This window comes from Streptomyces sp. NRRL S-340, assembly GCF_000720185.1.
Lineage (GTDB): Bacteria > Actinomycetota > Actinomycetes > Streptomycetales > Streptomycetaceae > Streptomyces.
In genome coordinates, this window is the sequence record NZ_JOIY01000018.1 from 35,696 (window position 1) to 62,039 (window position 26,344).

Annotated in this window: 29 protein-coding genes and 1 pseudogene; 18 read left to right on the forward strand and 12 right to left on the reverse strand. The window is 74.0% G+C overall.

The window, feature by feature from the left end; genetic code table 11:
* The first annotated feature begins 60 nt into the window (after nt 1–60).
* The 6 genes and pseudogenes from IG64_RS16060 (at nt 61) to IG64_RS16085 (ending at nt 4,235) form a co-directional block, all read left to right on the forward strand.
* On the forward strand, nt 61–492 hold the full coding sequence (locus IG64_RS16060) for a DUF3037 domain-containing protein (RefSeq protein ID WP_037856679.1): 432 nt from the start codon (nt 61–63) through the stop codon (nt 490–492).
* 125 nt (nt 493–617) lie between these two features.
* Nucleotides 618–1,379 carry a 3-oxoacyl-ACP reductase FabG gene (gene fabG, locus IG64_RS16065; RefSeq protein ID WP_037856487.1) on the forward strand — a complete coding sequence of 254 codons (762 nt, stop codon included), beginning with the start codon at nt 618–620 and terminating at the stop codon, nt 1,377–1,379.
* A gap of 13 nt (nt 1,380–1,392) precedes the next feature.
* The gene (locus IG64_RS16070; protein ID WP_037856490.1) at nt 1,393–2,160 is read left to right on the forward strand and encodes an SDR family oxidoreductase; all 768 of its coding nucleotides are present in this window, start codon (nt 1,393–1,395) and stop codon (nt 2,158–2,160) included.
* A 165-nt stretch (nt 2,161–2,325) separates the two neighbouring features.
* A pseudogene (locus tag IG64_RS16075) lies at nt 2,326–2,696 on the forward strand (hypothetical protein); the annotation flags it as partial.
* A gap of 42 nt (nt 2,697–2,738) precedes the next feature.
* Nucleotides 2,739–3,422: a uracil-DNA glycosylase gene (gene ung / locus IG64_RS16080; RefSeq protein ID WP_037856494.1), complete on the forward strand. Its 684-nt coding sequence runs from the start codon at nt 2,739–2,741 to the stop codon at nt 3,420–3,422.
* A 285-nt stretch (nt 3,423–3,707) separates the two neighbouring features.
* Nucleotides 3,708–4,235, forward strand: a complete 528-nt coding sequence (locus tag IG64_RS16085; protein WP_037856496.1) for a tetratricopeptide repeat protein — start codon at nt 3,708–3,710, stop codon at nt 4,233–4,235.
* Between the two features lie 10 nt (nt 4,236–4,245).
* Here IG64_RS16085 and IG64_RS16090 read toward each other — a convergent pair whose 3' ends face one another.
* Together IG64_RS16090 and IG64_RS16095 are read right to left on the reverse strand one after the other, a co-directional pair.
* Complete coding sequence (locus tag IG64_RS16090) at nt 4,246–4,758, reverse strand: hypothetical protein (protein ID WP_324609577.1); 513 nt, start codon at nt 4,756–4,758, stop codon at nt 4,246–4,248.
* Between the two features lie 203 nt (nt 4,759–4,961).
* On the reverse strand, nt 4,962–5,477 hold the full coding sequence (locus IG64_RS16095; RefSeq protein ID WP_037856500.1) for a DinB family protein: 516 nt from the start codon (nt 5,475–5,477) through the stop codon (nt 4,962–4,964).
* A 280-nt stretch (nt 5,478–5,757) separates the two neighbouring features.
* On the opposite strand from IG64_RS16095, the gene IG64_RS16100 reads away from it, so the two are divergent.
* Complete coding sequence (locus tag IG64_RS16100) at nt 5,758–6,669, forward strand: Gfo/Idh/MocA family protein (RefSeq protein ID WP_037856503.1); 912 nt, start codon at nt 5,758–5,760, stop codon at nt 6,667–6,669.
* On the opposite strand, the gene lnt is transcribed toward IG64_RS16100, so the two are convergent.
* Nucleotides 6,587–8,164 carry an apolipoprotein N-acyltransferase gene (gene lnt / locus IG64_RS16105; RefSeq protein ID WP_037856505.1) on the reverse strand — a complete coding sequence of 526 codons (1,578 nt, stop codon included), beginning with the start codon at nt 8,162–8,164 and terminating at the stop codon, nt 6,587–6,589. The genes IG64_RS16100 and lnt overlap by 83 nt on opposite strands.
* Nucleotides 8,165–8,438: 274 nt before the next feature.
* Complete coding sequence (locus tag IG64_RS16110) at nt 8,439–9,170, reverse strand: hypothetical protein (protein ID WP_158771575.1); 732 nt, start codon at nt 9,168–9,170, stop codon at nt 8,439–8,441.
* Between the two features lie 334 nt (nt 9,171–9,504).
* On the opposite strand from IG64_RS16110, the gene IG64_RS16115 reads away from it, so the two are divergent.
* Nucleotides 9,505–10,245, forward strand: coding sequence for an SDR family NAD(P)-dependent oxidoreductase (locus tag IG64_RS16115; RefSeq protein WP_037856512.1), 741 nt, complete (start codon nt 9,505–9,507; stop codon nt 10,243–10,245).
* A 62-nt stretch (nt 10,246–10,307) separates the two neighbouring features.
* Here the strand turns inward: IG64_RS16115 and IG64_RS16120 are convergent, their stop codons facing one another.
* The 3 genes from IG64_RS16120 to IG64_RS16130 all read right to left on the reverse strand — a co-directional run bounded on the left by IG64_RS16120 (nt 10,308) and on the right by IG64_RS16130 (nt 12,418).
* Nucleotides 10,308–10,487: a hypothetical protein gene (locus IG64_RS16120; protein WP_037856514.1), complete on the reverse strand. Its 180-nt coding sequence runs from the start codon at nt 10,485–10,487 to the stop codon at nt 10,308–10,310.
* 100 nt (nt 10,488–10,587) lie between these two features.
* Nucleotides 10,588–11,463, reverse strand: a complete 876-nt coding sequence (locus IG64_RS16125) for an undecaprenyl-diphosphate phosphatase (RefSeq protein ID WP_037856518.1) — start codon at nt 11,461–11,463, stop codon at nt 10,588–10,590.
* Nucleotides 11,464–11,638: 175 nt separating this feature from the next.
* Nucleotides 11,639–12,418, reverse strand: a complete 780-nt coding sequence (locus IG64_RS16130; protein ID WP_037856520.1) for a TVP38/TMEM64 family protein — start codon at nt 12,416–12,418, stop codon at nt 11,639–11,641.
* A gap of 49 nt (nt 12,419–12,467) precedes the next feature.
* Here IG64_RS16130 and IG64_RS16135 point away from each other — a divergent pair, with 49 nt between their 5' ends.
* The 3 genes from IG64_RS16135 (at nt 12,468) to IG64_RS16145 (ending at nt 15,665) form a co-directional block, all read left to right on the forward strand.
* A complete protein-coding gene (locus IG64_RS16135) occupies nt 12,468–13,190 on the forward strand; it encodes a DNA alkylation repair protein (RefSeq protein ID WP_037856522.1) in 723 nt (240 codons plus the stop codon).
* A gap of 266 nt (nt 13,191–13,456) precedes the next feature.
* Nucleotides 13,457–14,626, forward strand: a complete 1,170-nt coding sequence (tuf, locus tag IG64_RS16140; RefSeq protein ID WP_037856524.1) for an elongation factor Tu — start codon at nt 13,457–13,459, stop codon at nt 14,624–14,626.
* Between the two features lie 193 nt (nt 14,627–14,819).
* Nucleotides 14,820–15,665 carry a spermidine synthase gene (locus IG64_RS16145; RefSeq protein ID WP_037856528.1) on the forward strand — a complete coding sequence of 282 codons (846 nt, stop codon included), beginning with the start codon at nt 14,820–14,822 and terminating at the stop codon, nt 15,663–15,665.
* 85 nt (nt 15,666–15,750) lie between these two features.
* Here IG64_RS16145 and IG64_RS16150 read toward each other — a convergent pair whose 3' ends face one another.
* Complete coding sequence (locus tag IG64_RS16150) at nt 15,751–16,821, reverse strand: hypothetical protein (RefSeq protein ID WP_037856530.1); 1,071 nt, start codon at nt 16,819–16,821, stop codon at nt 15,751–15,753.
* Nucleotides 16,822–16,965: 144 nt separating this feature from the next.
* Between IG64_RS16150 and IG64_RS16155 the strand changes: the two genes are divergently transcribed.
* Together IG64_RS16155 and IG64_RS16160 are read left to right on the forward strand one after the other, a co-directional pair.
* Nucleotides 16,966–17,403: a DUF4442 domain-containing protein gene (locus tag IG64_RS16155; protein ID WP_037856531.1), complete on the forward strand. Its 438-nt coding sequence runs from the start codon at nt 16,966–16,968 to the stop codon at nt 17,401–17,403.
* 349 nt (nt 17,404–17,752) lie between these two features.
* Nucleotides 17,753–18,409, forward strand: a complete 657-nt coding sequence (locus IG64_RS16160) for a DedA family protein (protein WP_037856533.1) — start codon at nt 17,753–17,755, stop codon at nt 18,407–18,409.
* A gap of 299 nt (nt 18,410–18,708) precedes the next feature.
* Here the strand turns inward: IG64_RS16160 and IG64_RS16165 are convergent, their stop codons facing one another.
* The gene (locus IG64_RS16165; protein ID WP_037856536.1) at nt 18,709–19,266 is read right to left on the reverse strand and encodes a gamma carbonic anhydrase family protein; all 558 of its coding nucleotides are present in this window, start codon (nt 19,264–19,266) and stop codon (nt 18,709–18,711) included.
* Nucleotides 19,267–19,396: 130 nt separating this feature from the next.
* On the opposite strand from IG64_RS16165, the gene IG64_RS16170 reads away from it, so the two are divergent.
* A complete protein-coding gene (locus IG64_RS16170) occupies nt 19,397–20,191 on the forward strand; it encodes an acyltransferase (RefSeq protein WP_051812967.1) in 795 nt (264 codons plus the stop codon).
* Nucleotides 20,192–20,361: 170 nt separating this feature from the next.
* Here IG64_RS16170 and IG64_RS16175 read toward each other — a convergent pair whose 3' ends face one another.
* Nucleotides 20,362–21,219 (reverse strand): DMT family transporter, encoded by an 858-nt coding sequence (locus tag IG64_RS16175; RefSeq protein WP_037856685.1) that lies wholly within the window; start codon nt 21,217–21,219, stop codon nt 20,362–20,364.
* A gap of 92 nt (nt 21,220–21,311) precedes the next feature.
* Between IG64_RS16175 and IG64_RS16180 the strand changes: the two genes are divergently transcribed.
* Together IG64_RS16180 and IG64_RS16185 are read left to right on the forward strand one after the other, a co-directional pair.
* Complete coding sequence (locus IG64_RS16180; RefSeq protein ID WP_037856539.1) at nt 21,312–21,884, forward strand: helix-turn-helix domain-containing protein; 573 nt, start codon at nt 21,312–21,314, stop codon at nt 21,882–21,884.
* Nucleotides 21,885–21,926: 42 nt separating this feature from the next.
* A complete protein-coding gene (locus tag IG64_RS16185) occupies nt 21,927–22,481 on the forward strand; it encodes a YbaK/EbsC family protein (protein WP_037856541.1) in 555 nt (184 codons plus the stop codon).
* Nucleotides 22,482–22,653: 172 nt separating this feature from the next.
* On the opposite strand, the gene IG64_RS16190 is transcribed toward IG64_RS16185, so the two are convergent.
* Both IG64_RS16190 and IG64_RS16195 read right to left on the reverse strand, forming a co-directional pair.
* Complete coding sequence (locus tag IG64_RS16190; RefSeq protein WP_037856543.1) at nt 22,654–23,892, reverse strand: 4-hydroxybenzoate 3-monooxygenase; 1,239 nt, start codon at nt 23,890–23,892, stop codon at nt 22,654–22,656.
* A 79-nt stretch (nt 23,893–23,971) separates the two neighbouring features.
* Entirely contained in the window at nt 23,972–24,385 is a 414-nt protein-coding gene (locus IG64_RS16195; protein ID WP_037856688.1) for a CoA-binding protein, read from the reverse strand.
* Between the two features lie 147 nt (nt 24,386–24,532).
* Between IG64_RS16195 and IG64_RS16200 the strand changes: the two genes are divergently transcribed.
* Both IG64_RS16200 and IG64_RS16205 read left to right on the forward strand, forming a co-directional pair.
* The gene (locus IG64_RS16200; RefSeq protein WP_037856690.1) at nt 24,533–25,264 is read left to right on the forward strand and encodes a cysteinyl-tRNA synthetase; all 732 of its coding nucleotides are present in this window, start codon (nt 24,533–24,535) and stop codon (nt 25,262–25,264) included.
* Nucleotides 25,265–25,709: 445 nt separating this feature from the next.
* A complete protein-coding gene (locus tag IG64_RS16205; protein ID WP_037856545.1) occupies nt 25,710–26,336 on the forward strand; it encodes a YigZ family protein in 627 nt (208 codons plus the stop codon).
* Nucleotides 26,337–26,344 lie beyond the last annotated feature (8 nt).

Sequence of the window (26,344 nt, forward strand, 5' to 3'; positions counted from 1 at the left end):
ACCGGCCGGCAGCCGGCGGACCACCCCGTCACGGGCCGCCGGCAGACGGGCGACCACCACATCCTCGGGGGGCGGCAGGCGGGGGAGCGCCACATCATCGGCGGCCGGACGAGCGAACGGGACGTCTTCGAGTACGCCCTGCTGAGGATCGTCCCGCGGGTCGAGCGCGGCGAGCGGATCAACGCCGGGGTGCTCGTCTACTGCCGCGCCAAGGCCTACGTCGGCGCCCGCACCCATCTCGACGAGGCCCGGCTGCTGGCGCTCGACCCGCACGCCGACGTGGCGGGCGTGCGGGCCGCCCTGGCCGCCGTGGAGAGCGTCTGCGCGGGCGGCAGCGCGGCCGGGCAGGCGGCGGGCGACGACGCCGGGCGCCGGTTCCGCTGGCTGGCCGCGCCCCGCTCCACGATCGTCCAGCCCGGCCCGGTCCACACCGGACTCACCCTTGACCCGGCCGCGGAGACGGAGCGGTTGCTGGACCTTCTGGTGAGGTAATGGATCACACGCACCCGGTGTGCCGTTGACACCGGGTGCCAGGGCTTCTAGCGTCACATCCACCGAAGGTACTAAGCGGTTGCTCACCGCACACCGGGTTCTCTCAAGGGCGAGGAGAAGCAGCAATGTCCACCACTGACCAGCGGGTCGCCGTCGTCACCGGTGCCGCGCGCGGCATCGGCGCGGCAACCGCCGTACGACTGGCCGCCGAGGGCCGTGCCGTCGCCGTGATCGACCTCGACGAGGCCGCCTGCAAGGACACCGTGGAGAAGATCACCGCGGCCGGCGGGCGGGCCGTCGCGATCGGCGCCGACGTCTCCGACGAGGCCCAGGTGGAAGCGGCGGTCGCGCGCATCGCCGAGGAACTCGGCGCGCCCACGATCCTCGTCAACAACGCGGGCGTGCTCCGTGACAACCTGCTGTTCAAGATGAGTGTCTCCGACTGGGACACCGTCATGAACGTGCATCTGCGGGGCTCGTTCCTGATGACCCGCGCGGTCCAGAAGCACATGGTGGACGCGGGCTTCGGCCGGATCGTCAACCTCTCCTCGTCCTCCGCGCTCGGCAACCGGGGCCAGGTCAACTACTCCGCCGCCAAGGCCGGTCTGCAGGGCTTCACCAAGACCCTCGCCAAGGAGCTGGGCAAGTTCGGCATCACCGCCAACTCCGTCGCCCCGGGCTTCATCGCCACCGAGATGACCAAGGCCACCGCCGACCGCGTCGGCATGGGCTTCGAGGACTTCAAGGCCGCCGCGGCGACCCAGATCCCGGTGCAGCGCGTCGGCGAGCCGGAGGACATCGCCAACGCGATCGCCTTCTTCACGGGTGACGCCGCCGGCTTCGTCTCCGGCCAGGTGCTCTACGTCGCCGGCGGACCGCTCAACTAAGGACAGGCGCGACATGACTTCCGTGGTACCCCCTGAGCCGTCGGGCAAGGTCGCCCTCATCACCGGCGCCAGCCGCGGCATCGGCTACGGCATCGCCGAGGCACTGGTGGCCCGGGGCGACCGGGTGTGCATCACCGGCCGCAACGCGGACGCCCTGAAGGAGGCCGTGGACAGGCTCGGCGCCGACCGGGCCATCGGCGTCGCGGGCAAGGCCCATGACGAGGCCCACCAGGCGGAGGCCGTCGAGCGCGTCATGGAGGCGTTCGGCCGCGTCGACCACCTGATCAACAACGCCGGCACCAACCCGGTGTTCGGCCCGATCGCCGACCTCGACCTGAACGTGGCGCGCAAGGTCTTCGAGACCAACGTCGTCTCCGCGCTCGGCTTCGCCCAGCGCACCTGGCACGCCTGGCAGAAGGACCACGGCGGCGCCATCGTGAACATCTCCTCCGTCGCCGGCCTCGCCCCCTCGCCGTTCATCGGCGCGTACGGCATCAGCAAGGCCGCGATGATCAACCTGACCCAGCAGCTCGCGCACGAGTTCGCGCCCAAGGTGCGGGTCAACGCCATCGCCCCGGCCGTGGTGAAGACGAAGTTCGCCCAGGCCCTGTACGAGGGGCGCGAGGAGGAGGCCGCCGCGGCCTACCCGCTCGGCCGCCTCGGCGTCCCCTCCGACATCGGCGGCGCGGCGGCGTTCCTCACCTCTGGGCAGTCCGACTGGATCACCGGGCAGACGCTCGTCGTCGACGGCGGCATCTTCCTCAACGCCGGCGTGAGCTGAACCTCCTGGCCGGTGACACCGGCGTGAGCTGATCCCCTACCGGTGGGCCGTCCTGGACAGGGCGGCCCACCGGCGTTCTCCGGAGCGGTCCACGGACCTGCACGTTCACCGATGCCGGCAACCGCGTCCACCGCTGCGAGCCGCGCCCGGGCAAGAGGCTCGTCCGGGTGCGGCCGGTCCTCGGACTTCCCGGACGCCGGCGCTGTCATCGCCCCCTTCCCCGGACGGCAGAACGCGCTCGGCACGTCCTACCCGGCGCCCCGAATCGTCCAGGTGCTGCTGCCCGGGTCCCGGCGCGAGAGGGACCGGGCCGCGGTGGTGAAGCAGCAGGAGCAGGCGCAGCAGGTCCTGGTGGACGACGTCCGGCTGCTGCCGCTGTGGCAGGGCGGGCGGTACGTGGCCGCCGGCGACGACATCTCCGGCGGCGCGCGCTCGACCCGTCGACGATCACGACCGTGTGGGAGCTGTACCGCAAGACGGGCTGGCAGCCAGGGCGTTGCCGGGGGCGCGGGAGCGTTGTCAGTGGTCGCCTGTAGTTTCGGTGAGCAGGAAGTGACCGCACATCGTGAGGACGTGACGTGACCGACATCGCCATGCTGCCCGAGTCCTGGCGCGGGGTTCTGGGCGACGAACTGCAGCAGCCCTACTTCAAGGAGCTGACCGAGTTCGTCGAGGAGGAGCGGGCGAGGGGTCCCGTCTACCCGCCGCGCGAGGAGGTCTTCGCCGCGCTGGACGCCACGCCGTACGACCGGGTGAAGGTCCTCGTCCTCGGACAGGACCCGTACCACGGCGAGGGACAGGGACACGGCCTGTGCTTCTCGGTGCGGCCCGGCGTGAAGGTCCCGCCGTCGCTGCGCAACATCTACAAGGAGATGCACGAGGAACTGGGCACCCCCGTCCCGGACAACGGCTATCTGATGCCGTGGGCCGAGCAGGGCGTGCTGCTGCTCAACGCGGTGCTCACGGTCCGCTCCGGCGAGGCCAACTCCCACAAGGGCCGTGGCTGGGAGAAGTTCACCGACGCGGTGATCCGGGCGGTGGCGGACCGGCCCGACCCGGCGGTCTTCGTGCTCTGGGGCAACTACGCGCAGAAGAAGCTTCCCCTGATCGACGAGACCCGGCACGCGGTGGTCAAGGGCGCGCACCCCTCCCCGCTGTCGGCGAAGAGGTTCTTCGGCTCGCGTCCGTTCACGCAGATCAACGAGGCGGTGGCGCGGCAGGGGCACGAGCCGATCGACTGGCGGATTCCGGACCTGGGCTGAGTCCGTTCCGGTGCCGGAATCCGGCCCGGGTCCCGGTAGCGGTCCCAGCGGGGGCGGGGTGGCCGGTGGCGGCAGGCAGGGGCCGGGGGACGCGCCTGGTGCCGTGCCGGGTGACGCGTCCGCGGCGTCCGCCGGTGGTGCCGGGTGCCGCTGCCCCGGCCCGTATCGCCGCCGGTGTCCCGACTCGGGGTGAGACGCGGCCCTCCCGCGGGCAGCCTGAGCCGGAATGCCGGCGGGTGCCGTTAGCGTCGGGGGAGTCGGGTCGGGGACAGGGCTGGAGGGCGCGTGGCGGAGCGGCAGGAGGAGACCGCGGACGACGCCGTGCTGACGCGGATCGGGCAGAGCGTCATGCTGCACCACGCGGGTGACCGCGAGGAGGCCCGGGTCCGGTTCCTCGCCCTGTGGCGGGAGATCGGCGCGGACGGTGATCCGCTGCACCGCTGCACGCTGGCCCACTACATGGCCGACACCCAGGACGACCCCTGCGACGAACTGGCCTGGGACCTCAGAGCACTGTCGGCCGCCGAAGAACTCACGGACGAGCGTCGCGCCGGGTCCGGAGGCGCACCGGCGGCGGCCCGTGCCCTGTACCCGTCCCTGCACCTGAACCTGGCCGCCGACTACGTGAAGCTCGGCCGCAGTGAGGCCGCCCGGAGCCATCTCCGTCACGCTCGCGGCACGGCCGGCGGCCTCGCCGACGACAGTTACGGCGACGGGGTGCGCGCGGCGATCCACCGGCTGGAGCTGCGGCTGGGTGACGGCGGCCCCGGCGCCGGAGGGGATCCGGGGGGACCGCCCCGGCAGCGGTCGTAGCGGGTGGTGCTCAGCGGCCGTAGGTCTGGCCGCAGATCTTCGCCTCGGGACTGTTCGCACGCCAGCCGCCGTACTGCTTGCCGAGCGCGCAGACGCCCGGGCCGGCGGGCGGCGCGCCGTGCCCGGAAGGAGCCCGGCCCTGGCGTGCCGCGGGAGGCCGGGCCGGCGCGGGGTGGTGCGCGGGACGGCCGGACGAGTGCGGTGCCGGGTGCGGATGCCGCGCGCGCGGCACCGGGGCGCTGACCGGGGCCGCGGGTGCGGCCGGGCGCGGGGCGGCGGGCGGGCGAGGGTGCGCGGGCGGTTGGGGGGAGACGGAGGAGCCCGCGCGTTCCAGGGCCTCCCGGGCGGGAGCCTGGACGGCGCGCGACCCGGTGCCGCCCTCCGGGCGCGGGGCCGGTTCCACGGCGGAGGCGGCTCCCGGGCCCGGCCCGCCGGAAGCCGGCCGCTGGACCGTGACGCAGCCGGTCAGGGCCGAGACGGCCATGGTGATCAGGAGCGTGGCGGCGGTCGTGGTTCGATGCACCCGCGCCACTCTGCTGCGTCCGGGGCGCGCGCGGCCCGCGGACCGGCGGAGGATGCCCCGCACGGGTGATCTCCCGCCCCGTAGGGAGTCCGGGCCGTGCGAGTGGGTGACGCCCGTGCGGTCGGCGCGGCACGGGCGGGTGACGCCCGTGCCGCCGGCCGGCGTCGGCGTCCCGTCCCCGCCCCGGCTCGGGACCCGCCCCGTCAGTCGCCCGTCGCCCCGTCGAGGCGCTGGCGGATCAGGTCGGCGTGGCCGTTGTGCCGGGCGTACTCCTCGATCATGTGGGTGTAGATCCACCGCAGGCTGAAGGGCTCGTCGCTGGACCTGCTCCTGCCCTTCGACAGGTCGTCCAGGCCGACCCCGGCGGAGAGGCGGCGTGCGGCCTCGATCTCGGCCTGCCAGGTGGCGTGGGCCTCGGCCCAGGTGTCGGTGCCGGTGACGTGGAAGTCGCCGTCGGGGTCCGCCTCGTCGTAGTAGATCGGTCCGGCGTCCTCACCGGCCAGCACCCTGCGGAACCAGCTCCGCTCCACGTCCGCCATGTGCCGCACCAGGCCCAGCAGGGTCAGGTCGGACGGCGGGGTGGACGCGGTGCGCAGCTGTTCGTCGGTCAGACCCTCGCACTTCCACGCCAGGGTCTGGCGGTGGTAGTCCAACCAGCCTTCCAGCATGGTGCGTTCGTCGGCTGTCAGGGCGGGTTCGCGGCGTTCGGTCGTCGTCATGCGACGATCGTCGCTCAGGTGTGGCCCGCACACCACGGGTTTTCCCCCGCCGCGGAGCAGGCCGGCGGTTCCCCCGGCCCCGCCCGCACCTCGACGAGAGCGGGGAGCCGCGCGCCCGGCACACCGGTGAACGGGTTCGCGCTCGGGACGGGCGCGCGGGGCGACCGAGCGCCGCTGCGCGGCGTAGACGGGGCATCGCCGGCCGGCGGCCGACGCGGCGCCCGTATGCTGCCGTGCGGGCAGGAACCGCGGACGCGGGCGGAGAGGCGAGGGAGAACACGTGAAGGTCGGCTGCATCGGACTGGGCGACATCGCGCAGAAGGCGTACCTGCCGGTGCTGGGCACACAGCCCGGCGTCGACCTGCACCTGCAGACCCGGACGCCCGCCACGCTGCAGCGGGTCGCCGACAGCCTGCACCTGCCCGCCGACCGGCGCCACACCGGCCTGGACGCCCTGCTCGCGCAGGGCCTCGACGCGGCCTTCGTGCACGCCCCCACTGCCGCTCACCCGGAGATCGTCACCCGGCTCCTGGAGGCCGGCGTCCCCACGTACGTCGACAAACCGCTCGCCTACGAACTCGCCGACTCCGCCCGGCTCGTGGAACTCGCCGAGGAACGCGGCGTCTCGCTCATGGTGGGCTTCAACCGCCGCTACGCGCCCGGGTACGCGCAGTGCGCCGAGCACCCGCGCGAGCTGATCCTCCTGCAGAAGAACCGCGCGGGACTGCCCGAGGAGCCCCGCACGATGATCCTCGACGACTTCATCCACGTCGTGGACACCCTGCGGTTCCTGGTGCCGGGACCGGTCGACGACGTCACCGTGCGCGGCCGGATGCGCGACGGACTGCTGCACCACGTCGTGCTGCAGCTCGCGGGGGACGGGTTCACCGCCCTCGGCGTCATGAACCGCCTCAGCGGCTCCGCGGAGGAGATCCTCGAGGTCTCCGGGCAGGACACCAAGCGTCAGGTGGTCAACCTCGCCGAGACCATCGACCACAAGGGACAGCCGACCGTGCGCCGGCGCGGCGACTGGGTGCCCGTCGCCCGCCAGCGCGGCATCGAACAGGCCGTGCTGGCCTTCCTGGACGCGGTCCGCGCGGGAACGCTCCTCAGCGCCCGGGACGCGCTGGAGACCCACGAGCTGTGCGAGCGCGTCCTGCGGACGGTGCTGGAGCGCTCCGGCGCGGCCTGAGCAGCGCCCGCACCCCCTCCGTCACGCACAGCGCGGCCAGCACCAGCAGCGCCGCGTGCACCGGCCAGTCGCCGTAGCGGACGTAGAGGGTCGCGCCGTGCGCGGTCGGTACGTCGTACACCCGCGCCGTGTTCGCGCCGGTGCCGAGCCAGGGTCCGGCGCGCCGCCCGTCCGGGCCGTAGACGGCGGACACCCCGGTCAGCGTGGCGTGCACCATCGGGCGCCCGGTCTCGGCGGCGCGCAGCGCCCCGAGCGAGGCGTGCTGCGCGGGCGCCCAGCTGTGCTGGAACGTGGAGGTCGAGGACTGGGCCAGCAGCACCCCGGCACCGTCCCGCGCCAGATGCCGGCTCATGTCCGGGAACGCGGTCTCGAAGCAGATCAGCGGACCGATGCGCAGTCCGTGGCCGACGTCCATGACCACCTGTCCGGTGCCCCGCCTGCGGTCCTCGCCGGCCGCCTTGCCGACGGAGGTCGCCCAGCCCAGCAGCGAGCGGGCCGGGACGTACTCGCCGAACGGCACCAGCCGCATCTTGTCGTAGCGGTCGCCGGTCGGGCCGTCCGGGCCGACCAGCACGGCACTCTTGTAGATGCCGGGCCGGTCGGAGCGCCGGGCGTCCACGTCGACCAGGACGTCCGCGCCGACCTCCCGGGAGAGGGCCGCGAGCCGCCGGGCCAGGTCCGGCCGCTGCGCGAGGTCGAACCCGACGCTGCTCTCCCCCCAGACGACCAGGTCGACGTGGCGTCCCGCGAGGCCGCGGGTCAGCTGCTCCTCGCGGTCGAACCGCCGCTGCCCGCTCTCGGTCCCGCCGATCATGCCCGGCTGGACCACGGCGATGCGGACCTGACCGTCGGCCTCCGGGCGCGGTGCCCAGGCCCAGGCCGCCGAGGTCAGCGCGGCGGTGGCGGCGAGGCAGGCCACCGCGGGCGCCCGGACCCCGCGCACCGCCACGAGCACGGCGACCGCCACGTCGACGGCCACCACCAGGAAGCTCAGCAGCCACACCCCGCCGACCGAGGCCAGCCGAAGGGCGGGTGCCACCTGCCACTGGCTGGCGCCCAGCATGCCCCAGGGGCCGCCCAGGCCCTGCCAGGACCGGACGAGCTCCACGGCCAGCCAGGCCGACGGCAGCACGACGAGGGAGGCAGCGCAGCGGCCGGCGGAGGGCGTGCCGCCGAGGAACCGCCGCACCAGCCACCCCCAGGGCGCCCAGAGCGCGCCCAGCAGCGCCGCCAGCACCACCGTGAACACGTGCAGGCTCGGCAGCAGCCAGTGGTGCACGGCCAGCATGAAGCCCAGGCCGCCGCACCAGCCGTCGTACGCGGCCCGCCGCCCGGTCGGCGCGCAGCGGGCCAGCAGGATCCACGGGACGAGCGCGACGTACGCGAACCACCACAGCGCCGGTGCGGGGAAGGCGAGCATCGGCAGCGCACCGGCGAGGGCGGCGAGCACCGAACGCCGCCATGGCGAGCCGAGGAAGCGGCCTGACGTCTTCATAGGGCGCCCTCCTACCCGTGGACGGCTCCGCTTACCCGGCGATCTTCGGACGGCTTCCAGTGTGCGCGCCGCCGGCCCCCCTGCGCAGGCGGGCGACGGCGCGGACACACCGGACGCTGCGGGAACCGGCCGCCCGCTTCCGGATGTCCGGCGGTCCGTACGACCCGGGGCGGCGCGCCGGCGCCGGGCGGTCTCCGGCCGCACGGAACCCCGGCCGAACGGCCCGCGGCTGCCCGGCCCGCCCCCTGCGTCCCGGCTCAGCGGGCGACCGCCCTCACTTCGCAGCCGTGGCCTCGCCGAGCTTGGCCAGCTGGGTCCTGATGATCACGTCCGGCACGACGGCCGGGCCCTCGCCCCCGGAACCTCCGGGGCGGTGGAACGCGGAGAACATGACGACCGTCGTACCCAGCCGGACGGCCACGACGGCGTACGGAACCCGGACCGGCCGCTCGCCCTGCTCGCCGGCCGCGAGCTGGGTGAGGCGCAGAGACACGGAGGCGTCGCCGTAGCCCGGGTCGGGCCGCAGCGCGACGGCTTCGTAGCGGAAGCCCGCCTGGACGTCCTCGAAGGTCCGGCAGCGCTCGGCGGCGGTCCGCAGTGCGCCGATCACTCGTGTGGCGTCCCGCAGACCGTGCGACGACAGGGTCATGGTGGCCCCGGGGCCGTGCTCCTCGGAGAGGAACTGCCGGCCGGCGCGGGCTGTGGCGGTGAAGCCGCTGCCTGCGCCCAGGGCGTGAACGACGGGGGTGCAGGCGGCAGGGGCAGCCGTCCGGTGAGCCGCCGAGGCTGCCGTCGCCATGAACCGGACCTCGTAACCCTTGAGATCCGTGCCGGTGATCGCTGCCTGCTCCAGGGCCCGCTCGCTCAGCGGCCTGGCCGGGCCGCCGGAGGTCCCGGCGTGCCCGGGTCCTGCGCCTGTTGCGGGGGACGGTCCGGGCCCGCACGCGGTCAGCGCGGACATGGTCACGAGGACGGCCACCGCCAGTCCGGCCGTCGTACGGCGCACCACTGTCTCCCCCTGGTTCGTCGAGCACACGGAGGATCCCGCCGGCTCGGTGACATCGCGCGGACCGGCCGCTCCGGTTCACCGCGTGCGGCAGCAGAGTAGGGCGTTCGTGCCGACGGAGGGAAGGATCAGCGCCCGCGCGCGGCCGAGGTGCGCGCGTTGGGCCGGTCGGGTGAGCTGGAGGGGGCCGCCGTGCCGCTTCCGCAGCGCCGGCCGCGGTCACCGGCCGGCGAGGTGCTCCCGCGTCCGCGGGCCTAGGATGATCACATCCGGGCCGCCCGCCGGTGCGCGGCGCGGGTGCGGCAGGCAGCGGGCGAGGAGACCGGAGGTCGGTATGAAGCGTCTCGTGACGGTCGTCACCGGCGGGAGCCGGGGCATCGGCGCCGCCGTCTGCCGGCGGCTGGCGGCCGACGGGCATGACGTGGTGATCGGCTACGTCCGTGACACCGGCGCCGCGGAAGCCGTCGCGGACGAGGTGCTGGAGGCGGGGGCACGCAGTGTCACCGTGCGGGTGGACACCTCTGTCGAAGCGGACGTCGAGCGGCTCTTCGCCACGGCCGAGGAGCGGCTGGGGCCCGTGACGGGCCTGGTCAACAACGCCGGCGTGACCGGGCCGCTGGGCCGTCTCGCCGATACGGACACCGCCGACCTGCGCCGCGTCGTGGACGTCAACCTCCTGGGCACGCTGCTGTGTTCACGGCGTGCGGCCCAGCTGATGGGTCCGCGCGGAAATGGCGTGATCGTGAACGTGTCGTCCGCCGCCGCCACCCTCGGCAGCCCCGGCGACTACGTCCACTACGCGGCGACGAAGGCCGCCGTGGACGCGCTGACCCTGGGGCTGGCCAAGGAACTCGGCCCGGAGGGCATCCGCGTCAACGCGGTCGCACCCGGCATGATCGACACGGAGATGCACGCGGCGATGGGCGACCCGGACCGGGTCCACCGCGCCGCCGCCGGCATTCCGCTGCGCCGCCCCGGGCGGGCCGAGGAGATCGCCGCCGCCGTCGCCTGGCTGATGTCGCCGGACGCCTCCTACGCGTCGGGAGCGGTGCTGCGGGTCTCCGGCGGACGCTGAACACCGCGCCGCCGCCCGGCGTCCGCGGGCCGCCCGGGGACGTCAGCGGCTGCGGCGTGGCCTCACGCCGCTTCCACCACCCGGCCCCGGATGGCGGCGGCCCATTCGACCACCAGCAGCTCGTACTCCGCACGCTCCTGGGCCGACAGCGACCCGCCCGCACGCAGCCAGAGCGCCCGGATCTGCTCGTTCAGCTCGGCGGCGGACCGCACGGAACCAAGGGCCATGGAATTGGGGGACATGGGCACAAGCGTAGGGGCAAGCACTGACGCTGCGCTACCGGACGGCTACCGGAACCGTATGGAGTCGGTCACCGTCGCCGCCCCCGCACTCCCCGCCCGCTCACTGTGCCGACTCGGCCGCGTGCGGACTGAGCGCGCCGGCCGTGACCAGCCCGATGATGACGAGACCGAGTGCGATCCGGTACCAGACGAACGGCATGAAGCTCTTGGTCGAGATGTACTTCATGAACCATGCGATGACCGCGTACCCCGACGCGAAGGCGACCACCGTCGCCGACAGCGTCGGCCCCCACGCCACCTGGCCGCTCTCCATCGCGTCCTTCAACTCGAAGGCGCCCGAGGCCAGTACGGCGGGCACGGCCAGCAGGAAGGAGTAACGGGCCGCCGCCTCGCGCCGGTAGCCCATGAACAGCCCGCCGCTGATGGTGGCGCCGGAGCGGGAGACCCCGGGCACGAGCGCCATGGCCTGGCAACAGCCGTAGACGAGACCGTCCTTGACGCCCAGGTCCCGCAGGCCTTTGCGCTGCTGGGGCGCCCGGTGCCGGCCGCCCTTCTCGTCGCGCGCCGCCAGCCGGTCGGCGACGCCGATGACCACGCCGACCCCGACGAGCATGGCCGCGGTCACCCGCAGATCACGGAACGGCCCCTCGATCTGGTCCTTGAGCGTCAGGCCGAGCACCCCGATCGGCACGGAACCCACGATCACCAGCCAGCCCGTCCGGGCATCGGGGTCACGGCGCATCGAGGCGTCGAGGAGCGAGCGGGACCAGGCCGCGACGATCCGGCCGATGTCCTTGCGGAAGTAGATCAGCACGGCCGACTCCGTGCCGATCTGGGTGATCGCGGTGAAGGCGGCGCCGGGGTCCTCCCAGCCGGAGAAGGCGGCCGTCAGCCGCAGATGCGCGCTGGAGGAGACGGGGAGGAACTCGGTCAGCCCCTGGACGAGTCCGAGGACGAGCGATGCGAACCAAGACATGGAGGTACCGAGTCCAAGTGCCGGGCGGGAGCGGGCGACGGGCGCGGCGCGCACCCGGGCCGCCGTGAGCCGGGACCGCTGCGCCGAGGGGCAGCGTAGCGGGCCGACATGACGAGATCCCTACCGGGACTTTACCGACACTTTACGCCAGGGTGTGTTCCCGACGCCGGTGTCCTCAACGCCCGCGCAGATGATGCCGCTTGCGCCAGGCGATTGCCGCGCCCGCCAGTGCCGGGGCGGCGATACAGGCCATCGCGATCAGGAACGCCGGTGAGGTCGGCGTGGCGGCACGGGCCCCGGCGACCGCGTAGGCGGCGGTGTTCGGAACCGACCCGAGCGCTGTCGCGAGCAGGAACGCCGGCCAGCCCATGCGGGAGACGGCGGCGCAGTAGTTGGCCGCCCAGAACGGCACCCCCGGGAACAGCCGGGCCGCCATCATCGAACGGAACCCGTGCCGGCTCAGCTGACCGTCCGCCGCCCTCAGCAACCTGCCGCGCAGCAGCGGCCGCAGCGCGTCCTGGCCCAGCACACGCCCCAGACCGAAGGCGATCCCGGCGCCGAGGACCGTACCGGCCAGCGCCGCCCCGAGCCCGAGCGCCGAGCCGAACAGCGCGCCCGCGGCGAGGTTCAGCAACGGACGCGGCACGAACGCCACCGTGCACAGGCCGTACGCCGCCGCGAACAGCAGGGCCGCCGCGAACCCGCCGAGCTGCGGCGGCCAGCCGTGCGCCAGCAGCCGCTGCGGCTGGAAGAGCAGCACGCACGCACCGGCCGCCGCGAGCAGCGCGAGCAGCAGGGACAGCCGTGCCCAGGGCGACAGCAGGACTCTGGCGCAGCGGTCGGACGCGGTGAGGGTGAGGGGCGCGGCCGTGAGGACGGCGGCGCCCGGCTCCGTGACGGTGGCCCGGGGAGAGGCCGTGGCGGTGCCCCCAGAGCGGTTGGTGGCATCGAGCATCCGGTGACATTAACCGACAGGTGTGTCTGATCGCCGTATGGTTCGTCTCATGAGGGTCACAGACGCGGGCATCCCGGCGGTGCCGGACAGCGCTCTCGCCGACACCGTGCTGGAGCGGCTGACCACCGCCTACGCCGCCGCGGCCGACCCGCGACGGGCCCCCGCCCTGCGCGCCTACATGAAGGACGTCGCCCCCTTCCTCGGTCTGACCGCACCCGTGCGCCGCGCCCTGTCCCGCACCGTCCTCGCCGGCACGCCCCGGCCCGGCGAGGCCGACTGCACGGCGATCGCGCTGCGCTGCTGGGAACTGCCCGAGCGCGAGTACCAGTACTTCGCCGTCGACTACCTGCGCCTGCACGTGGGGCGTTGCTCCTCGGCGTTCCTGCCCGTGGCACGGCACCTGATCACCACCGTCCCCTGGTGGGACACCGTGGACCTGCTCGCGGCACACGTCGTCGGCCCGCTGGTCGCCGCCGATCCCCGGCTGGCGGCGGACATGGACGCCTGGATCGCGGACGAGGACCCGTGGGTCGCCCGCACCGCCCTGCTCCACCAGCTCCGCTACCGTCAACGCACCGACGCCGCACGCCTGTTCGCCTACTGCGTGCGCCAGGCCGGGCACCCGGACTTCTTCGTGCGCAAGGCCATCGGGTGGTCGTTGCGGGAGTACGCCAAGACGGACCCGCAGGCCGTACGGGACTTCGTGGCCCGCGAACGGGGCCGGTTCGCGCCGCTGTCGGTGCGGGAGGCGCTGCGGAACATCGGCCCCTGAACGCCGCCGGTGTCCTGGCAGGCCCGAAAACCGTTCGACGCGCGGCCGCCCTTCGGCGATGATCGACCCATGTTCCGGCACGCCTTCCTCCTCGCAGCATCCGCGGTCGCGGATGCTCCGAAGGCTGCTGTCCGGATCCTCGTCGCCGCAGTCGACGGCGCCCGAAGCTGACCCTCCCCGGATCGTCCGGCGGACCCCGCAGGGGGAGGGTCGGCACTCCTTCGGGGTCCCGCGTCACCTTCACCACCAGGCTTCGAGGTACAGCCATGCCCAAGACGGCGTACGTACGCACCAAACCGCACCTGAACATCGGCACGATGGGTCACGTCGACCACGGCAAGACCACCCTGACCGCCGCCATCACCAAGGTCCTAGCCGAGCGCGGCACCGGCACGTTCGTGCCCTTCGACCGCATCGACCGGGCTCCGGAGGAGGCCGCCCGCGGCATCACCATCAACATCGCGCACGTCGAGTACGAGACCGACACCCGGCACTACGCGCACGTCGACATGCCCGGTCACGCCGACTACGTGAAGAACATGGTGACCGGCGCCGCTCAGCTCGACGGGGCGATCCTCGTGGTCTCCGCGCTCGACGGGATCATGCCGCAGACCGCCGAACACGTGCTGCTCGCCCGGCAGGTGGGCGTCGACCACATCGTCGTCGCGCTCAACAAGGCCGACGCGGGCGACGGCGAACTGACCGACCTCGTCGAGCTGGAGGTCCGCGACCTGCTCACCCGGCAGGGCTACCCCGGCGACGCGGTACCGGTCGTGCGGGTCTCCGGGCTGAGGGCGCTGGAGGGCGACCCCCGCTGGACGGCGTCGATCGAGGCGCTGCTCGACGCGGTGGACACCTATGTGCCGGTGCCCGAGCGGTACCTCGACGCGCCGTTCCTGCTGCCGGTGGAGAACGTGCTCACCATCACCGGCCGCGGCACCGTCGTCACCGGAGCCGTGGAACGGGGCAGGGTCCGCGTCGGCGACCGGGTCGAGGTGCTGGGCGCGGAGACCGAGACGGTGGTCACCGGCCTGGAGACGTTCGGCAAGCCGATGGAGGAGGCGCAGGCCGGGGACAACGTGGCGCTGCTGCTGCGCGGGGTCCCGCGCGACGCGGTCCGTCGCGGGCACGTCGTCGCGGCGCCCGGCAGTGTGCGGCCACGGCGGCGGTTCACGGCGCGGGTGTACGTGCTGTCGGCGCGCGAGGGCGGCCGGACGACGCCGGTCGCGACGGGGTACCGGCCGCAGTTCTACATCCGCACCGCGGACGTGGTCGGCGACGTCGACCTCGGCGAGGCGGGGCTCGCGAGGCCCGGGGACACGGTCACCATGACGGTGGAACTGGGCCGCGAGGTGCCCCTGGAGCCCGGCCTGGGCTTCGCCGTCCGCGAGGGCGGCCGGACGGTGGGGGCGGGGACCGTGACCGCCGTCGACTGAGCGGGGCCGGCAGCCGGCCGCCTCCCGGATCGACGGCTGCCGGCCGTGACTCCCGGCCGGGACTTCCCGGACCGCGAGGTGCGGGTGCCGTGCCATCGGCGGTGGTCGGTGGCACGGCACCGCCGGTGCCCGCGTGCGTGCCCGCACGGCGCCTGCCTGTCCGGCGCGGGGACCGTCCCGGCACAATGGTGGAGTGACCGAGCCCATACCCGTGACCCGCGCCGTCGATCACGGGACCGCCAAACTGATGCCCGACGTCGACCGCGAGCGCGCGTGGCTGCTGACCGTGGACGGCGCGCCGCAGTCGTACGTCGATCTGGACGCGCCCACCCACCTGGAGTTCGAGTACGCGCGCAGGCTCGGGCACGTGCTGGACACCGTGGCGCGCGAGGGCCGTCCGCTGGACGTGCTGCACCTGGGCGGCGGCGCGCTCACGCTGCCCCGGTACGTGGCGGCGACCCGGCCCGGTTCACGCCAGGACGTGGTCGAGGCCGACCGGGGCCTGCTGGAACTGGTCGTCGGACATCTCCCGCTGCCCCAGGGATCGGGCATCGGCCTGCACGCGGCCGATGCCCGCGCCTGGCTGGAAACCGCCCCGGCCGACGCGGCCGACGTGCTGATCGCCGACGTCTTCGGCGGCTCCCGGGTCCCGGCGCACCTGACCTCCCTCGCCTACGCGCGTCAGGCGGAGCGCGTGCTGCGGCCCGACGGCGTCTACCTGGCCAACCTCGCGGACGCCGCGCCCTTCGCGTTCCTGCGCTCCCAACTCGCCACGTTCGCCGCGGTGTTCGAGGAGATCGCGCTCATCGCCGAGCCGGGCGTGCTGCGGGGGCGCCGCTTCGGCAACGTGGTGCTGATCGCCTCGCACCGCCCGATCGAGACGGCCGCGCTGGCCCGGCGCACCGCCTCCGACACGTTCCCCGCCCGGGTGGAACACGGCGGCGCGCTGCGGGAGTTCGTCGGGGCCGTCCGGCCGGTGCGGGACGAGGACGCCGTGGCGTCGCCCGAGCCGCCGGGCGGGGCGTTCGGCATCGGCTGAACGCCCCCCCGCGGCGCAGCAGCTGCCACTCGCAGCCGCTGTCACCCGCCGGTGCCGCTGCCGGTTCCCGTCGGCGCCGCCGCCGTCAGCCTCCGGTGGGCGTCCCGTGCAGGCGGACCGTGGCGAGGACCTTCATGACGGTCGCCTTGGGCACCTCGTCGCGGACGCCCTTCACGCCGTAGAAGTTCCACGACACGAAGTCGCCGGCGGAGTTCTTGAAGCCGAAGGTGAGCGCCTTGCCGTCGGTCGCGCACTTGCCCTTCATCGGCGTCTTCGTCGACTGGGCCCAGGCGATGCTGCCCTGGATGCCCGAGGTGGTCTTGAAGGGCTGGGCCTTCTTGTCGAAGGAGATGCTCTTCTTGTCGGGCTGGGTGAAACCGCCGTACACCCACCACGGCACCGTGTTCACCGCGACCTCGTCGGTGTTCTTCGCGCCGTCGGCGCCCTTGACGCCCATGGTGGCCAGGGACGTGTTCTCGGTGCGGCCGTCCTTGTCGTCGTCGGACGTGCACCACTTCGACTTGTCCTGGGCGAGCCCGGACATGACCGCGAGCAGCTTGCCGGTCTTGTGGTCCTCGAAACTGACGCCGATACCGGGCGGCTTGACCTCCCAGTCCGCGGGCACGTCGAAGGCGACGCCCCACTTGGGATTGACGACGACCTTCCACCCGGCGATCTGCGGCTTCTCGGTCTCGTTGCCGCGGGGGTTGTCGTCCGGGGCGGCGCCGGAGGAACCGGTGCCGGTGGAGGCGGACGCCGACGCGGTCGCGGACACCGACGGGGTCGCGCCGGAGTCCTTGGCACCGCCGTTCGCCGTGTCGTCCTTCTTCCCGCCGAGCACCAGGAAGCCGGTCACACCGGCGGCCACCACCACGGCCGCCGCCGCGACGATCGCGACGAGCTTCGTCCGGTTGCCGCCGCCACCGCCGTTCCCGCCGCCACCGCCGGCCGGCGGCTGCGGCATGCCGGGAGGCACCGGCGCGCCCCACTGCGGCTGCTGCGGAGGCTGGGCCGGCTGCTGGGCGTACGGGTTGGGCTGCTGGTAGCCGGGCTGCTGATACGGATTCGGCTGCTGGTACCCCGGCTGCTGGTACGGGTTGTTCTGCGGGTCCTGCGGGTTCTGCTCGCCCCCGGGCGGCTGCTGTCCTGGCCACATGAGCAGTAACCCTAGGGCTCCGGGGACACGATTCGGTCACCGGGCCTTGTCAGGGACGTACCGGAAAGTGGAGGGGAGGGGCACCGTCCGGTCTGGTCAGCGCGGGCTACTCGTGAGTAACCTTCGGCCATGAACGCAGATCAGATGTCGATCGGCGAGCTGCTCGCCGCCACGGTGCCGATGGTGCGCACCCTGAACCTCGAGTACCTGGAGACCACGCCGGAGCGGGCCGTGCTCGCCCTGCCGGACCAGGAGGAGTACCGCAACCACGTCGGAGGCCCGCACGCCGGCGCCATGTTCACGCTGGGGGAGTCGGCCAGCGGTGCGATCGTGCTGGCCGCCTTCGGTGACCAGCTCGCGAGGGCGGTGCCGCTGCCGGTGGACGCCCGGATCGCCTTCAAGAAGATTGCCCTCGGCCCGGTCCGGGCCACCGCGACCCTCGGCCGTCCCGCCGCCGAGGTCGTCGCCGAACTCGACGAGGGCAAGCGCCCCGAGTTCCCGGTGACCGTCGAGATCCAGCGCGAGGACGGCGCCGTCACCACCGAGATGACGGTCGTCTGGACCCTCCGCCCCAACAACTGACGGCCGGCCAGGGCGGAGGACGGGCGCGGGGCCGGGGCGGAAGCCGGCCCGTGGCCGGGGGCGGGCCGGACTGGTGCCAGGCGCTGGGGCGGCGGCGGGCTCCAGCGGCGGAGTCTCATGGGCCGGCAGACGCCGGCTCCTCCCCTCGCTGACCTTGAAGATCACCGCCCCGGCCCCGCCACCGGCCTTCGCCCAGGGCCCAGGCCGCGCTTGCCCGGTTCCCCGGCTCCGGCGTCGACGGCGCTCGTGGCACGCCGGAAGAGTGAGCCGACCCGGTACGCTTCCTGGGGGGCGCGCCTTCGCGGCGCCTTCCGTGAACGCACGGACGCGAATCGGGGAGGAACCGGCGGTGCACGTCCAGGATTGGCTCGACACGGTGCCTTCAGCCGCTGTCTACGCGGTGGTGGCACTGGTCATCGGAGTGGAGAGCCTGGGCATTCCGCTGCCCGGCGAGATCGTCCTGGTCTCCGCCGCGCTGCTGTCCTCCCAGCATTCGGGCATCAACCCCGTCGTGCTCGGCGCGTGCGCCACCGCGGGCGCGGTGATCGGTGACTCCATCGGGTACGCCATCGGCCGCAAGGGCGGCAGGCCACTGCTCGCCTGGCTCGGCGACAAGTTCCCCAGGCACTTCAGCGAGGGTCATGTCGCCACGGCCGAACGGTCCTTCCAGAAGTGGGGCATGTGGGCGGTCTTCTTCGGCCGCTTCGTCGCCCTGCTGCGCATCTTCGCGGGCCCGCTCGCGGGCGTGCTGCACATGCCGTACTGGAAGTTCCTGATCGCCAACGTCCTCGGCGGCATCTGCTGGGCGGGCGGCACCACGGCCGCGATCTACTACATCGGGGTCGTCGCCGAGTCCTGGCTGAAGAAGTTCTCCTGGCTCGGCCTGGTGGCGGCCGTGCTGATCGGCCTCGTGTCGTTCCTGGTGATCAAGCGCAAGGCCAAGAAGGCGCAGGTCGCCCACCAGCAGGAGACCGAGGCGGCGGAGCCGGTCGCGGCCGGCGAGTAACGCCGCCGCGCGCCCGCCCGGGGCGCACGCGGCCGCGCGTTCCCCCGCTGGACCGGCCTGGCACCGGCCCCGTCCGGCGGGCGGCCCCTCGGACCGTCCCCGGCGGGCCGGTCACCTGCCGTCCTTCTGCGGGCCGGTCCGCTGCCGGTCCTCGTCCGGCGGGTCGCCCGCTTGCCGTCCCTCCGCGGGCCGGTCTTCCGGCGTCCGCCGACGGATCGGCCCGCCGTCGGTCCCCGGCGGGACGGTCCGCTGTCCGTTTCCCGCGGTCGGCCCGCTACAGGCTCCCCGAGACCGGTCCGCTAGCGGTTCCCGGTCGGCGGGTGCTCCTGCGCGTGGACGTCGCGGTGCGCCCCGGCCAGTTCCGCGTACATCGTGCCGTTGAGCGTGATCCCCTGCCGTTCCTCCTCGGTGAGTTCCCGCCTGACCTTGGCCGGCACGCCCGCGACCAGCGATCCCGGCGGTACCCGCATGCCCTGCGGCACCAGAGCCTGCGCGGCCACCAGCGATCCCGCCCCGATCACCGCCCCGTTCAGCACCGTCGCGCCCATCCCGACCAGGCAGTCGTCCTCGACCGTGGCGCCGTGCACCACGGCGTTGTGGCCGATGGAGACGCGCTCACCGACGCTGACGGGGAAACCCGGGTCGGCGTGCAGCGTGCAGTTGTCCTGCACATTGCTGTGCGCGCCGACGGAGATCCGTTCCACGTCACCGCGCAGCACCGCGCCGTACCAGACGCTCGCGCCCGAGCCGAGCGTCACCTCACCGATCACCGTCGCGGTGGGGGCCACGAACGCCTCCGCGTCCACCCGCGGCTCCCGCCCGCCGATGCCCGTGATCAGCGCCTTCTGCGTCGTCATCGTCCTGCCTTCCCCTGCCGTCCGCGGCCTCGTCCGGGCCCGATACCACGGCACCGTACGTCATCCGGTGGGGTGAAGATCACAGGTGTCCGGCCGGATGGGGGCACCAGGGGCTGAGTACGGTGAGCGGGTGCCTCAGCGCAAGAACACGTTCTCGTCCCGGTCCTCCTCATGGTCGCGCCGCCTCGCGCAGCGCGCCGTCCACGCGGGCTGGGCCTGGGTGCAGCGCACGGGTTCCGTCACGGCGGAACACCCCGGGCGGCTGCGCTTCGGTGCGATGGGAACAGGTACCAGACTGGCCTTCCCGCTCGGTACGGTCTTCGGCGAACCCTGGATCCACCTCGGCGCCCACTGCATCATCGGCGAGCAGGTCACCCTGACCGCCGGGCTGATGCCCGACCTCGATCTCGGGCCGGACCCGATCCTGCGCATCGGCGACGGTGTCGTCCTCGGGCGCGGCAGCCACGTCATCGCGGACACCACCGTCACCATCGGCAGCGACTGCTACTTCGGTCCCTACGTCTACGTCACCTCCACCAACCACTCCTACGACGACCCGCACCAGCCCATCGGCAAGCAGTGGCCGCGGATGGAGCCGGTACGGATCGGCCCGGGATGCTGGATCGGCACCGGTGCGGTCGTGCTGCCGGGCGCCAGGATCGGGCGGAACGTGGTGGTCGCCGCCGGTGCGGTCGTCCGCGGTGAGGTGCCCGACCACGCGGTGGTGGCCGGGGCGCCCGCCAGGGTCGTACGACGCTGGACGCCCGACGAGGGCTGGCAGCCGCCGCTGCGGACCCCGGCGCCGGTGCCGCTGCCGGACGGCATCACTCCGGAACAACTGCGGGCGCTCGCGGAACTGACCGAGGACGGCACGGGGCAGAACGGCCCCGGACAGAGAGTTCCTGAGCAGAACGCCCCTGAGTAGGACAGCAGCCCCGAGGGGAGCAGGGCGGCGGAACGGCGGCCAGGAAAGCGGAAGGCGGTACGGCGCAGGCGGGCAGCCCGGGGCGGAAGGCCGGTCGAGCGGGCGCGGCGCCCCCGGCCACCGGTGCGCGGACCGAGGGCCGGCAGCCGGGCGGCGGTGACTCCTGTCCCTCAGCCGGTCGCCAGCAGCAGGGTGCCCACCATCGCCAGTCCCGCCCCCGCCGCCTGGACGGGCCGGAGGCGTTCGCTGAGGAAGCCGCGCGCGGCCAGCGCGGTCACCACCGGGTAGAGCGAGGCCAGGACGGCGGCCACGGTGACCGGGCCGTGCTGCGCGGCGACCGCGTAGGTGCCGTTGGCCGCGACGTCCGCGAGACCGACGAAGGCGAGCGCCGGCAGCGAGGCCCACGGGAAGCCGGTCGCGGGCAGCACCTCGCCGCCGCGGCGCGCGGAGGCGTACAGCGCGGCGCCACCCGCCGCCACGTTGGTCACGCGCTGCACGAAGAGCGCCAGGAACAGGCCGGTGACGGTGGTCGAGGCCTCGGCGATCAGCGCGAACACGGTGCCGAAGCCGACCGCCGCGACGAGCGTCAGCAAGATGGTCCGCCGCTGCACGCCGACGCCCCTCGTCCGGGGGCCGCCGGCCAGGACGACGCCGGTGACGGCGACCGCGATGCCCGCGATCTGCGTCGGCCCCGGCCGTTCGCCGAGCACCAGGCCGACGCCGAGGGGGATCGCCACGCTCAGGGTGGCGAGCGGGGAGACCACTCCCATGGGGCCGAGCGCGAGTGCCTTGTAGAAGGAGAGCATGGCCACCGGCCCGACCAGCCCCGCGGCGACCGCACACCACAGCCGGGGGCCCGCCTCGCTCCAGCCGCCGCCGGCGAGCACGATCGCGCCCAGCACCACGGCCGCGATCGACTGGGACACCACGACGACGGTCAGCGCCGGGTTGCGTCGTGTCAGCAGTCCGCCGCCGAAGTCGGCCAGGCCCCACAGGAGGCTGGTGGCCAGGGCGAAGAGCGCTGTCACGGTGACCTCGCAGTACAGTGCGGTGAACGATCGGGTGCACCCCACCGTAGTTCAGTGAATTAATCTCTGTCATCCAAAATATTGGACGGAATGTGTCGGACCTCGAACTGCTGACCCAGTCCCTGGCGCGCAACGTCAAACGCTGGCGCGGTGAGCGCGGCTTCACCCTGGACACGCTCGCCGCCCGCGCGGCGGTCAGCCGCGGCATGCTCATCCAGATCGAGCAGGCCCGCACCAACCCCAGTCTGGGCACCGTCGTCAAGATCGCGGACGCCCTCGGTGTCAGCATCACCACGCTGCTCGACTACGAACAGGGCCCCCGCGTCCGTGTCGTCCCCGCCGACCAGACGGTCCGCCTCTGGCACACCGACGCGGGCAGCTACAACCGCCTGCTCGCCGGTGCCGAGGCGCCCGGCCCGCTGGAGATGTGGGAATGGCGGCTGGTGCCGGGCGAGTCCAGCGCGTCCGACCCGCATCCGGCGGGCACCTTCGAACTGGTCCACGTCACCGCGGGGGAGCTGACCCTCGTCGTGGACGGGACGGAGTACCGCGTGCCCGAAGGCGCGAGCGCGTCGTTCGAGGCCAGCGCGGCGCACACCTACGCCAATCACGGCGGCGTGGCCATGAACATGGTGATGGCCGTCTCCGTGCCGCCCGTGCACTGAGACGCCCGCTCGTGCCCCACGCGCTCTTGCTAGCGTGCGGACATGCGCGCACCCATCGGACACTTCGACCAGGCCACCGCCGCCCCCGACTGCCTCGGCGAACTGACCCGTCCGGTCGCCGACGCCGTCCGCCACTGGCGCGGCAGCGTCCCCGCCGACCAGTTCGTCTACGTCGAGACCGACCCGCGGTGGGCCGACACCGCCACCTTCGTCGAGCACTACGGCCGCGACCTCCTCGAGCAGTCGGCGAACTGCGTGGTGGTCGCGGGCAAGCGCGGCGGCGAGTCGCGGCTGGCGGCCTGCGTGGTGCTCTCCACCACCCGCGTCGACGTCAACGGCGTGGTGCGCCGCCGACTCGACGCCCGCAAGGCGTCGTTCGCGCCGATGGAGGTCGCCACCGGGGAGACCGGCATGGAGTACGGCGGCATCACCCCCCTCGGCCTCCCCGGGGACTGGCCGGTCCTGGTGGACTCGGCCGTCGTCGACCTGCCGTACGTTCTGGTCGGCAGCGGCCGCCGGCGGGGCAAGCTCCTCATTCCGGGCAAGGCGTTCGCGGAACTGCCGGGGGCCGTCGTCCTGGACGGGCTGGGGGTCTGAGCCGCCCGCCGGAAGGGGCAGGTGCGAGCCGCGCTCGGGGTCCGGCCGCACCCGAGCCCGAGCCGCACTCGGTCCCGAGTCGCGCTGAGACCCCGAGCCGCACTCGGTCCCGAGCCCGCGCTCGGGGCCGCATCACGCTCGGACCCGAACCGCACTCGGGCCCGCGTCACGCTCAGGGGTGGCCGGACGTGCCCAGGTACTGCTCGGCGAAGGCGGCCGCGGCGGCCGGTGAGGTGAACAGCCGGCGCAGCCGGGCCAGCGTCGTGCCCGCCCGGTACGGATCGCCCGACGCCGTGCCGTGGTAGACGTCGGAGAGCCACTGGGAGAACTCCTGGTACTCCCACACCCGTCGCAGGCTCGCCGCCGAGTAGCCGCTCAGACCGCGGTCGTCGCCCGTGGTGAGCCGGGCGGCGAGCGCGTCGCCGAGCAGGAAGGCGTCGTGCAGGGCCAGGTTCATGCCCTTCGCCGCGATGGGCGCGGTCAGGTGTGCCGCGTCGCCGGCCAGGAACAGCCGGCCGGAGGCCATCGGCTCCACGACGTAGTCGTGCATGTCGAGCACCCGTTTCTCCAGCAGCCGGCCCTCCTGGAGCGGCGGGGCGTCCGCCGCCGCGAGCCGCTGCCGCAGCTCCGCCCAGACCCGCTCGTGCGGCCAGTTCTCCGGGTCGTCGCCGGGCGGGCACTGCAGGTAGTAGCGGCTCACCTCGGCGCTGCGGGGCATGTGGCCGGCGAACCCGCGGGGGTGGACGCCGAACAGGACGCAGTCGGCCGACGCCGGGGCCTCGGCGAGCAGCGCCAGCCAGCCGATGCCGTAGTCGTGTCGTGCGATCCGGGCGTGCGCGGGCGCCAGGGCCGTTCGGCTCACCCCGCGCGCTCCGTCGCACCCGGCGACGAAGTCGCAGTGCACCAGGTGCCGTTCGCCCGTCTCGGCGCAGCGGTAGGAGACCGACGGGCGGTCGGTGCCGGTGTCGTGGAGGGTCACGTCCCGCACTCCGAAGCGGATGTCGCCGCCCCGGACGTCGGCGTACTCGTGCACGAGGTCCTTCACGAGCAACGGCTGCGGGCAGACGTAGTGGTGATGACCGGTCATGTCGGTGTACGGGAAGCGGTAACGCTCGCCGTCGAAGCGGAACTCGCAGGTGGTGTGCCGGCCCGCACCCTCCAGCAGCCGCACCGCCAGCCCGCGTCGGCGCAGTCCCCGCACGGCCCCCGCTTCGAGGACACCGGCCCGCGGGCGCTGCTCTATGAACTGCCGGGACTGCGTCTCCAGGACCAGGCAGTCCACGGAGGCGGCCCGGAGGATGTTGCCCACCGTGAGCCCCGCGGGTCCGGCGCCGATCACGACGACGGGACGGCGGGCGGGGGAGGCGGGGCGGGCGGAGGAGGCGCCGGGATGAGGGGAGGTCTGGGTCACCCCGGCATTATGTCGGTGTCCTGTCAGGAGCGATCAAGTGCGATCACGCGCGGTCGGGGCGGTCCGGCGTGAGGGGTGATCACCGCGCGGCCAGGCGCGGGATCTCGATCGCCGGGCAGCGGTCCATGACCATCTCCAGCCCCGCGGCCCTGGCGCGCGCGTAGGCCGCCTCGTCGACGACACCCAGTTGGAACCACACCGCCCGCGCGCCCACGGCGACCGCCTCGTCGGCCACCCGGCCGGCCAGCCGGCTGTTCACGAAGACGTCGACGACATCGACGTCGTAGGGGATGTCCGCGAGGGAGGCGTAGCCCCGCTCCCCGTGCACGGTCTCCGCCCCGGGGTGGACGGGGACGATCCGCTTGCCGAACCGCTGCAGCACCTCGGCGACGCCGTAGGCGGCACGGCCGCGGTTGTTCGACAGGCCCACCACGGCCCAGGTGTCACCCAGCCCGGTGAGGATCTTCCGCACCGTCGCCGCATCGCCGTACACCACAGTTCTCCTTCGTGTCCCGCAGCAAAGACCCACCGACCCGGCAACACCGGGCACCGGCCGCCGATTCCCGCCGTGTTCCGCCACACCGGACGGAATGCGCCCCACTTCCCGGCGCGCGGGCCGCCGGCCGCCTACGCTCGGGCCGTGCTGCGCATCACCGACGCCCGTACCGGCGAGCCCGTGGAGGCCGCCCCGGCCCGCCGTGGCCTGACCCGCGTCGAGGCGCACGCCTCCGGCTTCGACGCCTGCGGCCTGCGCGTGCTCCTCGTCGCCGACCTGCTCGTCCGCGCCCTGGAACTGGGGGGCACCCCCGTGTGGGCCCTGCTGACCGGCGACCGCGAACAGGCGGAGCTGCGGGCGGGCGCCGCGGCCCTCGGGATCCGGCCGTTCGAGGACAGCCGCGGTCTCGGCGCCGCGCTCGGCGAGGCCCAGGTCGTGCACGTGGCCCGCGAGGAGGACGCCGGTGCGGCCGGCGGCGTGCGGATCGCCGTGGCGCCCGTCGACACCGCGCTCCCCGTGACGCCCGCGGTGGACCCCGACGCCGCCGCCTGGCGCCTCACCCTGCTCGGCCACCCCCGTACCCGGCGCGTGCGGCTGGACACCGACGCGCTGGATGAGTCCCGCCGCACCCTCGCGCGCTGGCGCGGCGCGGTCGCCGGCTGGGCGCGGCAGCCCTCGCGGCCCATGCCCGACGACGTGCGCGCCCGGTTGCGCGGCGCCTGGGAGGACGATCTGGACGTGCCCGCGGCGCTGCGCGTCCTCGGGCAGGTGGAGACCCGGCCCGACCTCGCGGACGGCGCCCGTTTCGAGACGTACGCCTACGCGGACCGGCTCCTCGGCCTGGACCTCACCCGCGACGTGGGACGTACCGCCTGAGCGTCCGTGCGGCGAGGGGACGGCGGTTACGGGTGCCCCGCGCGGCGAGGGGACGGCGGTTACGGGTGCCCGCGCGGCGAGGGGACCGCCGCGCCGGGCGTCCGCGCTGCCGTGCTCCGAGCCGGCCGGGCGCGCGAGCGGCGGCCAGGAGGGTCCCCGTCGGCCGGGGCCGCCGGGAGGCGCCCGCCGCTGGCCGCGAGCCCGGCCGGTGTCGACTGCCCGACGGGCCTCCGCCCCGGACCCCGCCGCGCGCCTCGGTGCCGGACCCGGTGAAGTGCCCGGCGTCCGCCGTCGCCGTACCGGCCCCGCACGGGACGAGCCGGGCCGCCCTCGCGCCCGCCGCCCCGTGCCGGCGGACCCGGCGGCGCCCGGAGGGCCCCGGCCCGCCGCTGCGCCGCACGACACCGGCGGGAGGGCGCCCGCGCGGTCCGCATAGGCTGGCGGGATGCAGGACGAGTACCGCACAGTCGCCCGCGCGGGCGTGCACGAGACCGAGATCAACCGCTCCCGCTTCCTGTGCGCCCTCGCCCCGGCCGCCTGCGAGCGGGAGGCCCAGGAGTTCGTCGCCGCCGTCCGCAGGCAGCACGCCGACGCCACGCACAACTGCTGGGCCTACGTCATCGGCGCCGACGCCGGAATCCAGAAGGCCAGCGACGACGGCGAACCCGGCGGCACCGCAGGCGTCCCCATGCTCCAGATGCTGCTGCGCCGCGACATGCGGTACGTCGTCGCCGTCGTCACCCGCTACTACGGTGGCGTCAAGCTCGGCGCCGGTGGTCTCATCCGGGCGTACGGCGGAGCGGTCGGCGAGGCGCTCGACACCCTCGGCACCCTGACCCGCCGCCGCTTCCGGCTGGCCACGGTGACCGTCGACCACCAGCGGGCCGGCAAGGTGCAGAACGAGCTGAGGGCGGCCGGGCGCGCGGTGCGGGACGTGCGCTACGGCGAGGCGGTCACCATCGAGATCGGCCTGCCGGACGCCGACGTGGAAGCCTTCCGGGCATGGCTGGCGGACATCACGGCCGGAACCGCCGCCTTCGAACCGGGCGGCGAGGCGTACGGGGACGCGTGAAACCTCAC